The sequence below is a fragment of the Marinomonas epiphytica genome (assembly GCF_054780655.1).
Genome location: NZ_BAAGVX010000002.1, coordinates 140514 through 154327 on the forward strand (window position 1 = coordinate 140514; position 13814 = coordinate 154327).

Annotated in this window: 17 protein-coding genes; 10 read left to right on the forward strand and 7 right to left on the reverse strand. The window is 42.6% G+C overall.

The features are described 5' to 3' along the window. Positions 1 to 4 precede the first annotated feature (4 nt). The 7 genes from ACYVGZ_RS01135 to ACYVGZ_RS01165 all read left to right on the forward strand — a co-directional run bounded on the left by ACYVGZ_RS01135 (position 5) and on the right by ACYVGZ_RS01165 (position 4676). The gene (locus ACYVGZ_RS01135) at positions 5 to 619 is read left to right on the forward strand and encodes an arylesterase (RefSeq protein ID WP_460749992.1); all 615 of its coding nucleotides are present in this window, start codon (positions 5 to 7) and stop codon (positions 617 to 619) included. Between the two features lie 15 nt (positions 620 to 634). Further along, entirely contained in the window at positions 635 to 1573 is a 939-nt protein-coding gene (locus ACYVGZ_RS01140; RefSeq protein WP_460749994.1) for a D-2-hydroxyacid dehydrogenase, read from the forward strand. Then, the gene (locus ACYVGZ_RS01145) at positions 1570 to 2295 is read left to right on the forward strand and encodes a pseudouridine synthase (RefSeq protein ID WP_460749996.1); all 726 of its coding nucleotides are present in this window, start codon (positions 1570 to 1572) and stop codon (positions 2293 to 2295) included. Before ACYVGZ_RS01140 ends, ACYVGZ_RS01145 begins: the two co-directional genes overlap by 4 nt. Positions 2296 to 2393: 98 nt before the next feature. Beyond that, on the forward strand, positions 2394 to 2738 hold the full coding sequence (locus ACYVGZ_RS01150; protein WP_460749999.1) for a translation initiation factor: 345 nt from the start codon (positions 2394 to 2396) through the stop codon (positions 2736 to 2738). A gap of 80 nt (positions 2739 to 2818) precedes the next feature. Then, entirely contained in the window at positions 2819 to 3835 is a 1017-nt protein-coding gene (locus tag ACYVGZ_RS01155; protein ID WP_460750001.1) for a GGDEF domain-containing protein, read from the forward strand. Positions 3836 to 3846: 11 nt separating this feature from the next. Further along, positions 3847 to 4263, forward strand: coding sequence for an acyl-CoA thioesterase (locus ACYVGZ_RS01160; RefSeq protein ID WP_460750004.1), 417 nt, complete (start codon positions 3847 to 3849; stop codon positions 4261 to 4263). A 2-nt stretch (positions 4264 to 4265) separates the two neighbouring features. Beyond that, positions 4266 to 4676 (forward strand): thermonuclease family protein, encoded by a 411-nt coding sequence (locus tag ACYVGZ_RS01165; protein ID WP_460750007.1) that lies wholly within the window; start codon positions 4266 to 4268, stop codon positions 4674 to 4676. Positions 4677 to 4680: 4 nt separating this feature from the next. On the opposite strand, the gene ACYVGZ_RS01170 is transcribed toward ACYVGZ_RS01165, so the two are convergent. Next, positions 4681 to 5523 (reverse strand): alpha/beta fold hydrolase, encoded by an 843-nt coding sequence (locus ACYVGZ_RS01170; protein WP_460750010.1) that lies wholly within the window; start codon positions 5521 to 5523, stop codon positions 4681 to 4683. Between the two features lie 175 nt (positions 5524 to 5698). Between ACYVGZ_RS01170 and dld the strand changes: the two genes are divergently transcribed. Continuing rightward, complete coding sequence (dld, locus tag ACYVGZ_RS01175; RefSeq protein WP_460750013.1) at positions 5699 to 7444, forward strand: D-lactate dehydrogenase; 1746 nt, start codon at positions 5699 to 5701, stop codon at positions 7442 to 7444. 257 nt (positions 7445 to 7701) lie between these two features. Continuing rightward, complete coding sequence (locus ACYVGZ_RS01180; protein WP_460750015.1) at positions 7702 to 8073, forward strand: MarR family winged helix-turn-helix transcriptional regulator; 372 nt, start codon at positions 7702 to 7704, stop codon at positions 8071 to 8073. Between the two features lie 7 nt (positions 8074 to 8080). Here ACYVGZ_RS01180 and ACYVGZ_RS01185 read toward each other — a convergent pair whose 3' ends face one another. From ACYVGZ_RS01185 to htpG, 6 genes are all read right to left on the reverse strand, one after another. Then, complete coding sequence (locus ACYVGZ_RS01185) at positions 8081 to 8284, reverse strand: hypothetical protein (protein WP_460750018.1); 204 nt, start codon at positions 8282 to 8284, stop codon at positions 8081 to 8083. Positions 8285 to 8470: 186 nt separating this feature from the next. Continuing rightward, positions 8471 to 8650 (reverse strand): hypothetical protein, encoded by a 180-nt coding sequence (locus tag ACYVGZ_RS01190; protein WP_460750021.1) that lies wholly within the window; start codon positions 8648 to 8650, stop codon positions 8471 to 8473. 69 nt (positions 8651 to 8719) lie between these two features. Beyond that, positions 8720 to 9346 (reverse strand): LysE family translocator, encoded by a 627-nt coding sequence (locus tag ACYVGZ_RS01195; protein WP_460750023.1) that lies wholly within the window; start codon positions 9344 to 9346, stop codon positions 8720 to 8722. Positions 9347 to 9471: 125 nt separating this feature from the next. Further along, positions 9472 to 9768, reverse strand: coding sequence for a type II toxin-antitoxin system RelE/ParE family toxin (locus tag ACYVGZ_RS01200; RefSeq protein WP_460750026.1), 297 nt, complete (start codon positions 9766 to 9768; stop codon positions 9472 to 9474). After that, the gene (locus tag ACYVGZ_RS01205) at positions 9756 to 10013 is read right to left on the reverse strand and encodes a type II toxin-antitoxin system Phd/YefM family antitoxin (RefSeq protein WP_460750028.1); all 258 of its coding nucleotides are present in this window, start codon (positions 10011 to 10013) and stop codon (positions 9756 to 9758) included. The genes ACYVGZ_RS01200 and ACYVGZ_RS01205 overlap by 13 nt, the downstream gene beginning before the upstream one ends. A 1033-nt stretch (positions 10014 to 11046) precedes the next feature. Continuing rightward, positions 11047 to 12975 carry a molecular chaperone HtpG gene (gene htpG, locus ACYVGZ_RS01210; RefSeq protein WP_460750031.1) on the reverse strand — a complete coding sequence of 643 codons (1929 nt, stop codon included), beginning with the start codon at positions 12973 to 12975 and terminating at the stop codon, positions 11047 to 11049. A gap of 379 nt (positions 12976 to 13354) precedes the next feature. Between htpG and ACYVGZ_RS01215 the strand changes: the two genes are divergently transcribed. Beyond that, positions 13355 to 13783, forward strand: a complete 429-nt coding sequence (locus tag ACYVGZ_RS01215) for a hypothetical protein (RefSeq protein WP_460750033.1) — start codon at positions 13355 to 13357, stop codon at positions 13781 to 13783. The last annotated feature ends 31 nt before the right edge of the window (positions 13784 to 13814 follow it).

Here is a 13814-nt window from a genome sequence, read left to right on the forward strand (position 1 = left end):
TAATATGTATCGTAAACTTGCGGTTTGGCTAAGCGCCATCTTCTTTACATTTATTTGCAGTTTGGCAAACGCCTCAAACCTACTGGTACTAGGCGATAGTTTGAGTGCGGCTCACAACTTAAAGGAGCAACAAGGCTGGGTTAGCCTATTATCAGAACGATTATCCCAATCTCACCCAAGCATTAAGGTTATTAATGCCAGCAGCAGTGGCGAAACAACCCAAGGTGGATTATCAAGAGCGCCAGCCCTTTTTAAAGAGTACAACCCTCAGTGGTTAATATTAGAGCTTGGGGCCAACGATGCGTTACGGGGCTACCCATTACAGCAAACTCGAGCAAACCTAGGTAAAATAATTGAGCTTGCTCAATCTAGCCAAACTCAAGTCCTTATATTGGGTAACCAGATTCCACAAAACTACGGTAAACGCTACACGCAAATGTTTTTTGGCCTCTTTAAGGATTTAGCAGAGCAATACACGACTGCCTATGTTCCTTTTATGTTAGAGAATGTGGCCTTGAATCCAATCCTCATGCAGAGCGATGGTTTACACCCAACTGCAGAAGGCCAACCCATAGTGCTAGACAACATATATCCAACCCTAATTGAATTATTAGACTAACAACGAGAACAAATAATGAAAGCTGTATTACTCGATAGAGGCGCATTTCCTCAAAACATTCATATTCAATTACCCACAGAAATTAGTGAATACATTGAATACGACATCACCTCACCTGAACAGGTGGCAGAGCGCATTCATGATGCAGACATCATTTTGACGAATAAAGCCTTGGTACAAGCAGCTGACATTCAAAAAGCCAATAAGCTTAAATACATTCAAGTACTGGCGACGGGCACAAACAACATTGACCACCATGCTTGTCGCAAAGCAGGCATTCAAGTGGCTAATGTAGAGGGCTACTCCACAGAAACCGTACCTGAACATACCTTTGCTATGCTGCTGAATTTGCGCCGTAGTATGTTTCAATATGTGCAAGACGTAAAACAGGGGCAATGGAGCAACAGTGACCATTTCTGCTTCTTAGATTACCCCATTAAAGATCTAAAAGGGTCGACGTTTGTTATTGTTGGTAAAGGCTCATTAGGTTCGCAAATTGGCATTCTTGCCAAGGCTTTTGGCATGCAGGTGATTTACGCAGAGAGAAAACATGCCAGTGTCATTCGTGAAGGTTACATGGCATTTGACGAGGCCATCAAACTGGCCGATGTTTTAGGACTAAACTGCCCTCTAACCCCAGACACTAAGGATATGATTGCTGCTTCGGAATTATCTCAACTAAAACCCAGTAGCTTGCTTCTCAATCTTGGTCGCGGTGGGTTAGTCAATGAGCAAGATTTAGTTGTAGCTCTGAAAGAAAAGCAAATCGCTGGCGCAGGCTTTGATGTTGCCAGTGTTGAACCTATTCCTAGTGACCACCCTTTTAATGAGATCTTAGACTACCCCAATTTCTTACTGACCCCTCATATCGCTTGGGCCAGTGAAGGTGCAATCGACAAATTGCTGGCTATTGCCATCAATAATATTAAGCAGTTTCTGGCCGAGCAAAAATGACATTACCCATTCTTTTTCAAGATGAGCACCTAGTAGCCATTAACAAACCTTCTGGCTTATTAGTGCACAGAACACACCTTGCCAAAGGGGAAGAAGATGTTGTGGTGCAAAGATTGCGAGATCAGATTGGGCAATGGGTGTTTCCTGTGCATCGATTAGACCGTGGTACATCAGGGGTATTACTGTTAGCTTTCACCCCAAGTGTGGCAAAGCAACTTGGTGAGCAATTCTCCCAAGCAAGGTCACAAAAAACTTACCATTGCTTGGTGCGCGGGCACGTTTGCGATGAAGGCTTAATTGATTACCCACTTGCTAAAGTGAACGAGGTGAAAGGAAAAGCAAGATACAAGGTAGAGGGAACTGAAAAGGAAGCCCAAACCCAGTTTCATTGCCTTGATCAGATAACGCTTCCTGTCCCAGTAAGCAAATACCAACAAATGCGTTTAAGTTGGCTTGAAGTAACTCCTAAACAGGGTCGTAAACATCAAATTCGCCGACATTTTAAGCACGTATTCAATCCTCTTGTTGGCGATTCACGTTATGGTTGTCGCCACACCAATCAAGCATTAAAGCCTCTATTACAAAATGACTACAGATTAATGTTGCATGCTTCAAAATTATTGATCGAACATCCTATAACTAAAGGAAAAATTACTTTAGAAGCGGACTTAGACAACAAAATAGTCAACACTCTCAATAAGTTAAACTCTATTCGCATTTAGTTTACATTAACAATTACTTAAGGTTACAATTTATTAAAGTCTTATCAAAATGGTCCGATAACACTAATAGCTTGTGCCTGAGATCACGGAACATCGTTATGAAAAAAAGAAATTTGGTCTACTCAACTGAGCTCGGTACCACTTGCCCAGAATGTGAGCAAGCAGTAAATGAATGTAGCTGTAAGCAAGGTCAAATCATTGGCGATGGTAATGTAAAAATTCGCCTAGACACCAAAGGTCGTAAAGGCAAAGGGATGACCCTAGTTGAAGGGCTTGCGAAAACAGACAAAGAGCTAAAAGAATTAGCAAAAAAACTCAAGTCACTATGTGGGACTGGAGGTTCAGTAAAGAATGGAGTGATTGAGATTCAAGGAGATAACCGCCAAAAAATACAAGGCTATCTTGAGAGTATTGGCATTAAGAGCAAATTATCTGGTGGTTAAGTTACTTTAAACCACTGTAAAAATCTAAAGCAGATATTTGATATGGGACGTCTAATATCGCTTTATTAATAGAGGTATGCATGTACCAAGAAGGCAGTAAACAAGCAAATCAATTTATGCGTCAGGCCGTCCCCTTGATGCAAAAATTAGATATTGCACCGAGTCCCTACAACTACGGTATTTGGTATGAATATGTGTCGAATAGGAATCAACAGCTTAATGCTTTGATGGACGATACGTTAAGAAAATACGGCACTTTCCCAAGTTTTGTTGCAAAAGAGTTGTTTCACGAATATTTACTCTCAGATGAGTTTAGTTTCCAAAAAGATCACAAGGACCGCATTACTAATTTAGCTGAAAGCATGGAGCATTCCTCTTCAAGTATGTCTAGTGATCTTAAGCAACTTACGACGACCATTAAAAAAAGTCGCAATGCGCTTTCTAAATGCGAAAGCCCAGCACAAGTAGAAAAGATTTTAAGTTATCTTGATAACGGCAGCAAAAGAGCCATTCATTCCGCTCAAAAGTTTCAGCATTCTTTAGAATCCGTTCGCAATGAAGTCCAAAAACTTAATGAAGAGATTAACCAAGTAAAACAAAACCTTGAGCTTGATCAACTAACATTGCTGGCTAATGAAAAGGGATTTGAGCGGCACTTATGTGACACTCTTCCCTATGCTGAAGACGACTTATCACTGCTTATGATAGACATCGATAATTTGGCCATGATCAACACAGAATATGGCAAACGAGCTGGTAATGCCTTGATACGTTTTGTTGCTCAGAATTTAAAAACCTCTGGTATTCCCCATGCTCATTTGGCTCGTCTTAAAGGCGGTACTTTTGCTATTTTGGTTCAAGAAATGGAACTGGTCGCAGCCAAACAGCATGCTGACAAGATCAGGGATAACATTGCATCACAACGGGTTCGATATAAAACGACAAAAGTATTGTTCAAACCCATTACTGTTTCTATTGGTGTGGCAACCTGTTTGGGTGATGAAAGCTCCAACGAGTTTGTTGAGCGCGCTCGACAACATCTGTTAGCCGCGAAGGAAGCAGGCAAAAATTCAGTATCAACCTGGACAAGAAGTTAACAGGACGCCAAATGGAATCAATTACACCGCCTAATGAATGTAAGTTTATAGTTCGTGATTACGAATGTGACATGCAGGGTATAGTGAACAATGCCGTTTATCAAAATTACCTAGAACATGCTCGTCATGAATTCATAAAATCTAAAGGGTTAGACTTTGCAGAGATCACACTATCGGGTATCAACTTGGTATTGATTAAAGCTGAAATTGACTATAAGCGCTCTCTTAAAAGTTCTGATAATTTTGTCGTTAGAACCCATGTACAGCGTTCTTCTAAGCTAAAGTTTGCTTTTATTCAAACCATTCATCGCCTTGAAGATGATAACTTGATTTTAAAAGCAGTGATGACGGTGACCGCCACAACAGCGCAAGGACGCCCAATTGTATTTGAACAAGCTCATAAACTTCTAGATGAACCTTTGGGGTAACAATGTTTCGACTGCTGTTGTTAACCTTAGTGCTGTTTAGCGGCCAAGGTTATAGCCAAACAATTTTGGTTGATCGCATTATCTCTGTGTATGATGCGGATACCTTTAGAGTCGATATATTGAACTGGCCTGATATTATCGGCAAAAATATGTCCATACGAGTGAATGGCGTTGATGCCGCTGAAATTCGCGGTAAATGTGAAGGCGAAAAGCAACTTGCCCGTCAAGCAAGAGACTTTACCAAGCATATGCTTGAAACGGCGGATTCTATTGAATTGCGAGACATCCAGCGTGGTAAATATTTCCGTATTATTGCCGATGTTTATGCTGACGGTGTTTCCTTGTCTGATAGTTTAATTGAAACCGGTTTAGCTCGCCCCTACCGAGGTGGAAAGCGCCAACCTTGGTGTTAACCATTTAGTTTGTTGCTTTACCCGTATACAGCTCTACCATGCTGGTTACTTCATTGATTACCTCTTGGGTATGAGTTAAATGAATAATGTGACTGGCATTCTTCAAAAAGGTGACCTTGGGAAAACTATCCCTAAAGATAGAGGGAGCCCTTGCTGCGTTATCCGGTCTTACCAAACCGTCTTTATCACCTTGCAGAATATGAATGGGCGTTGTCATGTTCGCAAATTCGGTTTGCAACATGGCCAAATCCGGCTGGATCGCCATAACCTCTTTATTTGAGTGAAACCATTTTTCTGGTAGCAGCCAACTTGGCACGGCATCAAGCAGTTGATTGAACCAACGCGCTTTGGAAAGTTCAGCGTCCATATCACCTGCAAGCACCAATACCCCCGCCACATATTCTGGATAATCTTTGGCTAACACGGGGACCAATGACCCACCGTAGGAGTGCCCTACTAAGAGGATTTTTTTGTTATGTTTTTGATGAACAAACTCAAGTAACGGCCCAAGCAACTTAGACTGCTCAGACATACGATAGTTAGAGCCTCTGTCAGTGAGCACAGACTCGCCCCAACCTGGCCTGTCGGCCACGTAAATGGCAAAATTCTTGGCGAACTCTGGTGCCAGTAAATAGCGCCCAAAACTCCCCCAGCTGCCTGGTGTACCATGAAAGAATAAGACTGGCGCTGACCCAACGGTGCTATTCTGTGAAGCAACCATATGTAAAACATTTTCCTTACAGGTTAGAAAATGATGCTCGATTAATCCTTCCTCTGTGAGTAAGCGGTTTTGTATTCTTTCATTGAGTTTGAACTGCTGTCGCCTAGTCGCAATGGATGCTCTCATGGTTTACCTTTTAGAATTTGTTTGCTTATCAGACCTCGCTTAATCTCAATGGTTCCGCTACTGTCTTAAACCCACTGAAAACAATGTAATTTATTCATATGTTGATCTTAAGCAATTTAACCTTGCAGGTAGATTCAGTACAATAAACAAAACAACACCAAAGGTTTAACCAAACATGTCTCAACTCGATACGCAAGCGATCATCTCTCAGTTTCAGTCTATCGTTGGTAAGCAATACACCTTGACGGATCCGAGTAAAACCCAACCTTATTGTAAAGGGTTTCGATTAGGTTCAGGTCATGCACTAGCCGTACTTCGCCCCAGCAAGCTTGCTGATATTTGGCGTTTGCTAGAGATCTGTGTGAAAGCGGACATTATTGTCATCATGCAAGCTGCGAACACTGGCTTAACAGGTGGTTCAACACCAAACGGCGATGATTATGACCGCCCAGTAGTCGTGATTAGCACCATGCGAATTAGCGACATTCAGCTGATTGATCAAGGTCGTCAGATTATCGGACTTGCAGGTAGTACTTTATTTGGTCTTGAAGACACCTTACGCCCTTATGGTCGTGAGCCCCATTCTGTTATTGGTTCTTCTTGTATTGGCGCTTCTATTGTTGGTGGTGTGTGTAACAACTCCGGGGGTGCGCTGGTTCAACGCGGCCCAGCCTATACGGAATTAGCGATTTATGCGCAAGTGACGGATCAAGGCGAACTTGAGTTAGTGAACAACCTAGGCATTCACCTTGGTGATACCCCTGAAGAGATTCTTAATAACTTGCAAAATGCTCTATACACGGAAAAAGATGTCGAGTTTCCAGACAAACTCGCTTCTGACAATCAATACCATGAAAGGGTTCGTGAAGTAGATGAAGACACCCCTTCTCGCTTCAACGCAGACCCAAGACGCCTGCACGAAGCGTCTGGCTGTGCGGGCAAATTGGCCGTGTTTGCTGTACGACTAGACACCTTTGCAATACCTGAGAAAAAACGTGTGTACTACGTGGGCACCAATGACCCACAAGTCATGACGCAAATACGCCGCGACATGTTATCAGGCTTTAAAACCTTACCTGTTTCAGGGGAGTACCTACATAAAGACTGTTACGATGTATCGAAAAAATATGGCAAGGACTCATTCATCGTGATTGACAAATTAGGTGCTAAGTACATGCCTAAGTTATTTGCAATGAAGCGTTCTATTGACGGTTTTACAGACAAACTCGGCTTTTTACCAAGCAAGTTTTCTGATCGCATGCTGCAGTTTATGAGCCAGCTTTGGCCTAATCACCTACCTAAAAGATTAGAAGATTACCGTGCAAAGTATGAACATCATTGGATCATTGAAACCAATGGCGATGGGGTTGATGAAGCACAGGAGTATCTACAAGAATTTTTCAAAACAAACGAAGGGGATTACTTCGCATGTACTGAAGACGAAGCAGATAAAGCCATTCTACACCGCTTTGTTGCCGCTGGAGCAATTGGCCGTAAGCACATTATGGAAGGCAAGGATTTAGGCGCAATTATGACCATAGATGTGGCCTTCCCACGTAATGAGCGCGATTGGCTTGAGCAACTTCCACCAGAAATTGAAGAACACTTGGCAGCAAAATTCTATTATGGGCATTTCTTCTGCCACGTTATGCATCAAAACTACATTATGAAAAAAGGCTCTGATGCGAAAACGATAAAAGATAAAATTCTTAAAACCTTTGACGAGCGTGGTGCAGAATACCCTGCTGAACATAACGTTGGGCACGAGTATACTGCAAAACAGTCATTACGTGATTTCTACAAACAGATTGACCCTACAAACAGTTTTAATGCTGGTATTGGTAAAACCAGTAAGCTTAAATACTATGAAGGCCAAGTCGATCTTCCGCAGTCAGGTTGTGGCTGCGGGCAAAAACACTAATAGCTATTGATAAAAAACGGGCCGCGAAGGCCCGTTTTGAACTGACTCCCAATAGTTGAATTGTCAACTTTGGGGCGGCATTTCTCTTTTGCGTTCATATTTATTCGACCTTGAATTGAATCTTAAATTAGTTGATAATATCAACCAATTCGCTATTTATTAGTTGATAAAACCAACCAATTTAAGGTTATTTTATTGTGCAAAAGAAACATTCATTCGATACGTTTTTCGAACTCATACATTTATTAAAGAAACAAATGCTAAAGCAGATTGAGGAACTTAACCTTGATATCAGCCCCATGCACGTTAGGACATTAAAAATTATTCACCTTACCGAAAGCTGTAAAGCAAGTGATATTGCCAATGTCATGCACAGAGACAAGGCTCAAATTACCCGTTTAATCAGCCCATTAATTAAGGACAATTGGGTCGTTAAAGTGGACAACCCGAACGATAAACGCAGCCAATACCTTTCCCTAACCGAACAGGGAGAAGACTTGATCGACACCATCAACCAAATTGAAACTCGTGTGTTTGATAAAATGACCCAAAACATACCTAAAAAAGAACTACAAGATTTTCTAGAGACTTGCGAACTGTTAAACAGCAACCTAACAAATACGCCCTAACTAATTGTTATTTCAAATACCCCAGATCGTAGGGGGCGTTAGGCCAAAGGCCGTAATGCACCGTCAAACGTAGGGCGCTGTTAAGCCGCAGGCCGTAATGCGCCGTTGGGAACGCAGTTCCCATAACGTAACCGCATACACCATCACCCACCAATGGGCCCGCCTCAACATGCATTTTTAACCAAATTTTACTGCCATTTGAAAATGGCATTCCTCCTCGAAACTCCCGCCTACCTCGTTGGAATGCCATATTTCAAATACCTAAACACGCCTGCCTTGTTAATACTACTGACGAAAATAATACACACCATCACCCACCAATGGGCCCGCATCAACATGCATTTTTAACCGAACTCTGCCAACATTTGAAAATGGCATTCCTCCTCGAAACTCCCGCCTACACCGTTGGAATGCCATATTTCAAATGCCCAAACATGACCGTCTTGCTAATATTACTGACGAAAATAATACACACCAAACCGTAGGGGGCGTTAGGCCGAAGGCCGTAATGCACCGTTGGGAACGCAGTTCCCATAACGTAACCAAACACACCATCACCACTACCCGCCATTACCATGGCAAAGCTAACTTTCGCTACTTAACAATGCAATTGTGCACTTAGCGTATGACATGCAAAATATAAACATTATCGTTGCTTCATAAACGCCACTGCTAACCCTGAAGAAACGAACGTGATACCAACGCCAATATTTAACCCTGACACTAACTTAGGCTTATTCCAAAGCCACTGTGATAACTGATACGAGAAAACACCCATTAGGCTAAATCCAACAGCTGTTAATAACGAAAACCAGACTCCATAGCCGATCATTTGAGTTGTTACTGAGCCTAAGCTTGGATTGACAAATTGAGGAACAAAAGCAAGAACAAACATGCCAGGCTTCGGATTGAGCGCTGCGGATAGAAAGCCAGTGGAAAAAATAACTTTCAGAGACTGCTTTTTCGCAGGTTTTAATGAGAACAGATTCCTCGAACAAAGAACCTTTATACCCAACCAAATTAAATAAGCAGCGCCAATGAATTTAACAACGAAAAAAGCCACTTGCGAGGTTTGAATTAGAAGGGTTAGCCCGAATGTAGCTGCGACAACATGAAATAAGATCCCCGCCCCAGAAGACATACCTGACATTACTGCCGCCAATCTCCCTTGACTTAACCCTCTGCCAATAGCGAGCAAGTTATCCGGACCCGGAGAGATAACCAAGAGTAAACAAGCCAATGTATAAGTAACAAATACCTCAAATGGAAACATGAAATCTCCTTATTTTATGGATCTGAGTGCTAACGCCCCTAATAAACGGCAAATGCTTGCTGGCTAAACTTGCGAGGAACGGCGAGTATTTGTCCGGTTGATTGGTTTGTTAGCCTTACTTACCGTCATTTTAACAAGTACTTTATGAGATCTCGCTCTTGCCTCAAAACAAACAAGATAAATACACAGTCATTTTCTATCTTGTAAAAAATACGACATGGTTCAACTATTACTTCGCGGTAATAAGATGACTCTAATTCTGGAATTTTACGACCAGAAAGAGGATGTTCTCCTAAGCGTTCAACTTTCTCAAAGACCGATTTGACCAGTGATGTTGCAGCAGATGGATTGGACAATTCAATGTAGTCAGCTATTTCACTCAAACCGCTCAAAGCAGGTTCTGTCCAGACTATTTCAACCATTTAGCTAATTTCACTTTCGCTTCAGAATGAGAAACCACTCTATTTTCCTTGATTGCTTTTTCACCTAAAGCTAATCCTTCTAGAATTTGAATTCGTTTTTGCATCAATTCGTAGTCTTGCACATCAACTAAATATGCTGAAGGCTGTCCGTGCTCAGTAATCAGGACTGGTTCTTTTGAAATATGCAGATCAGCTAGGATCTTAGTTGCTTGTCTCTTAAGAGTTGTTACTAATTCGACTTTCATATTCTACCCCCAATCAATGTGATACTAAAGTATCACATCACGAAACTCAACCTTGTAAGGCTAACATCTATGGACACTCCGATTTTTGCAAGCAAAATCAAGTATTAACAAGAGTAGTTTTGCAGCCATCTATTCGGATTTTTTGTAAGACATTAATTGCCTTTATCCCTGATGAACTTCGCCGACTTGGTTCTAATCATTTTAGCGTTTTCAACGAAACGATGTTAGTCCCAGAATTTCCAAGTCACGGTCTTACCTATCTTGTCATCACTCTTCTTTTACTAAGCAAAACTTGGTGTATCACTTTCTTTTCCTCTCTTTTTAACTAATTAGCTGACGTAATCAATATAGAAAGGAGTGTCCATTTCATTATTTTAATAGTGCGCACTATATCTGTGCCGGAAACCTTTATTAATTGATATTAAAAGACTTTTTACTTGACGACCAGTAAAAACAAGCAAATTCGTGATTATTTTTTAGACAAAACAGGCAAGGGCTCACGACACACAAAAATAAACTGTATATTTATATAAATTCAGCACAAACAAGCCAGACATATTTGAGACGGTAAACGGAAAAAACGATAGTGCTCATACACTTTATGGGAACTTCGTTCCCAGCGGTGCATTACGGCCTTCGGCCTAACGGCCCCCTACAATTTTGTGTGTATTATTTTGGTTAGAAATTTTAGCAAGCAGGTATGTTTGATCATTTGAAAAATGGCATTCCAACGAGGTAGGCGGGAGTTTCGAGGAGGAATGCCATTTTCAAATGGTGGCAGAGTTTTGTAGAAATGCATGTTGAGGCGAGCCCATTGGTGGGTGATGGTGTGTTTGGTTACGTTATGGGGGCTGCGCTCCCAGCGGTGCATTACGGCCTTCGGCCTAACGGCCCCCTACGGTTTGGTGTGCGTGATTTTTGTCAGAAGTCATAGCAAGACAGGGGGTGTTTGGTATTGGGAAAAACAGGAAAGCCCCATGCTCGTGGGAGTATGGGGCTTTCGGTGTTGGTTAGCTAGTGCGTAACCTTTGTGTTACTTGCTCAGTTGAACAATCAGTTTGTTCATGCGGCTAACGAAGGTTGCTGGGTCGTCAAGTTGTCCGCCTTCAGAAAGAGTCGCTTGTTCGAACAGTAGCCAAGCCATGTCTGCGAAGCGGTCTTCGTCTGATTCTGCATCCATTTTCGCTACGATTGGGTGATCAGGGTTCACTTCTAAAGTAGGTTTGGATTCAGGCAAGCTCTGGCCTGCTTGCTCAAGCAGGCGGCGCATTTGAAGACCCATGTCGTATTCACCCACTACCAAACAAGCTGGTGAGTTGGTTAGACGGTCTGTGGTGTTCACTCCTGCTACCTGCTCTTCAAGTACGGCTTTCATGCGATCAAGAAGAGGTTTTAGCTGTTCAGCTTTCTCTTCTTTCTCTTTCTTAGCGTCTTCATTTTCTTCTTCCGCTAGATCTAGTTTGCCTTTGGTTACGTCTTGGAAAGATTTACCATCAAACTCTTGTAGGGAAGACATCATCCACTCGTCGATACGGTCGCTCAATAGCAAGACTTCGAAACCTTTCTTACGAAGGATTTCTAGGTGCGGGCTGTTTTTCGCTGTGTTGTGGTTCTCTGCGTAGATGTAGTAGATCTTGTCTTGGCCTTCGCTCATACGAGACACGTAGTCAGCCAAAGATTCTGTTTGATCAACTTTATCCGTATGAGTAGTACTAAAGCGCAACAAAGCAGAAATCTTATCTTTGTTACCCATGTCATCAGCAGGCCCTTCTTTTAGTACGCTACCGAACTCGTTCCAGAAGTTTTGGTAAGTTTCTGGGTCGTTTTTCGCCATTTTAGCCAGCATGTCGAGAACACGCTTAGTTAAGGCTGCACGCATGGAGTCTACTGCGTTATCGCTTTGTAGAATCTCACGAGATACGTTCAAAGATAGATCGTTTGAATCCACCACACCTTTTACAAAACGCATGTAAGGAGGCAGGAAGGCTTCCGCTTCGTCCATGATGAACACACGCTGTACATAAAGTTTTAGGCCACGCTGCATTTCGCGGTTCCACAAGTCATGTGGGGCTTTAGCAGGAATGTACAATAAGCTGGTGTACTCAAGCTTACCTTCTACCTTGTTGTGAGACCATTTTAGTGGCGCTTGGAAATCATGAGATACGTGTTTGTAGAACTCTTGGTACTCTTCGTCCGTCACTTCGTTACGTGGGCGAGTCCATAGGGCTTTAGCTGAGTTAACTGCTTCAAATTCAGCAGGCTTAGACTCATCAACAGGTTTTGGGTTGCCCTCTTCGTCCATTTCTGGGTAGACAATTTTTTCCATTTCAACCGGAATAGACAGGTGATCAGAGTATTTTGTTACTAATGAGCGCAGGCGGTAGTTGTCTGCAAATTCGGCTTCGTCTTTTTTCAGATGAAGGGTAATGCGAGTACCGCGAGTTTCTTTGTCGATGTTTTCAATGGTAAATTCGCCAGAACCGTCAGACACCCAACGTACTGCACTGTCAGCAGAGGCACCAGCGCGGCGGCTTTCTACCGTTACGGAATCCGCAACGATAAAGGCAGAGTAGAAGCCCACACCAAACTGACCAATCAGTTGGCTGTCTTTTTTCTGGTCGCCACTTAGTTGCTCTAGGAACGCAGAAGTTCCCGACTTTGCAATGGTACCAAGGTTGGTAATGGCTTCTTCGCGGCTCATACCAACACCGTTATCATCAATGATGACTGTGTTAGCTTCTTTATCAAACTCGACGCGAACACGAAGGTTTGGGTCGTCAGATAGTAAATCCGAGTTAGCAACGGACTCAAATCGTAGCTTATCTACTGCATCAGATGCATTGGAAATCAGCTCTCTTAGAAAGATTTCTTTGTTGGAATACAAAGAGTGGATCATCAAATGAAGAAGTTGTTTTACTTCTGTTTGAAACCCTAACGTTTCTTTTTGAGTATCAGTTGACATCTTATTACCTGCTCCTATTTTTGCAAAATCTCCTTGTAATTCCACAAGGAGGACATGTTTTAAATAACTTGTGCAACATAGATAAAGCCTCTTAACGTAATTTCAAGAGGTTTAGACTTAATAAATTTGTGGGTATTCGATTATTGCCTTTAAAAGGCGCACCCCACCCCCGTTCATGGCAAGTGCACCTGCCCAGCAAAGGCTAATAGGTGCCTATTTTTTCACACATGATTGAAAGTCACCCCTAAGCCGAGTAGCATTAGGGCTAGGCTAGTTGGGCGCCTACCTCGCAAAAACGATAGTGCCAGCGTAATACAACTTATTTTTTGTATATCATCCTGTAACCGACGGCGAGTAGGTTCATTGAAAGGAGGACGATATGCGTCATCAAAACTATTCAGACCTAGACTGCTGGCTTAGAGAAGCCAAAAACCTACACAGGCTCAGCCAGTCATTTCCTATTTCTCACGCATTGCCTGTGCTTAGGCGATTAGTAAAGTCAAAGGTGTTACCACAAGCGTCTTTACTTGAGCTCAAACACAATACGGCGTTAATCAAACGAAAGCACCTGCTGCACATGTTAGCCATTGAGAATGGAGCACCTTGTTGGGGCGATTTCAAACAACAGGTTCTGGCCTCACAGCCGGGCTCCCTACTGCCAAGCAGCTTGCAACTCAAGCAGGCTGGCTACCCCATTCATTGGTTTTCAAATGAGGGTGAGGCACTCAGTTTTCACGAGACTAACGGCGGGAAGGTAATTAGAGTTGGCGAGCAAGCTGCGGTGATTCCGCAGCACTGGCATCAATAGAATAGTTGGCGTTTGGGAAACCAAACGCCAT